Origin of the sequence: Methylobacterium bullatum, from assembly GCF_014845095.1 — a bacterium.
GTDB lineage: Bacteria > Pseudomonadota > Alphaproteobacteria > Rhizobiales > Beijerinckiaceae > Methylobacterium > Methylobacterium bullatum.
Genome location: NZ_NKUG01000239.1, coordinates 1 through 535 on the forward strand (window position 1 = coordinate 1; position 535 = coordinate 535).

At 69.0% G+C, this 535-nt stretch carries 1 pseudogene; it reads left to right on the top strand.

The annotated features are described in order from the left end of the window. A pseudogene (locus tag MBTS_RS22585) lies at positions 1–535 on the top strand (transcription-repair coupling factor); the annotation flags it as partial.

The following is a 535-nucleotide window of genomic DNA, read 5'->3' on the forward strand; positions in this document are numbered from 1 at the left end:
GATGAGCATCCCGGCCTGGGACTGCCAGCCCTACGACCGGGTCTCTCCGAACGCCGCCATCGCCGCCCAGCGAATGACCGCCCTGTCCCGGCTCTCGCGCTCGCGTTCCTCGGAGGAACAGCCGCGCATCCTCTGCACTACCGTCAACGCCCTGATCCAGAGAGTGCCTCCCAGAGAGAAGATCGCGGTGGAGACCTTCTCGGCGGCGATCGGCAACGTGGTGCCGATGGACACCGTCACCGCCTGGGTCGAGGCCAACGGCTTCCTGCGCACGGGGACGGTGCGCGAGACGGGCGAATACGCCGTGCGCGGCGGCATTCTCGACCTGTCGCCGCCGGGCCTGCCGAACCCGATCCGCCTCGACTTCTTCGGCGATACCCTGGAATCGATCCGCGCCTTCGACCCGGAGACCCAGCGCACGGTGGGCTCGCTCCGCTCCCTCGACCTCGTTCCGATGAGCGAGGTGCAACTGACCACGGAGACGATCCGGCGCTTCCGCCAGGGCTACATCTCCACCTTCGGCGCGGCGACCCGC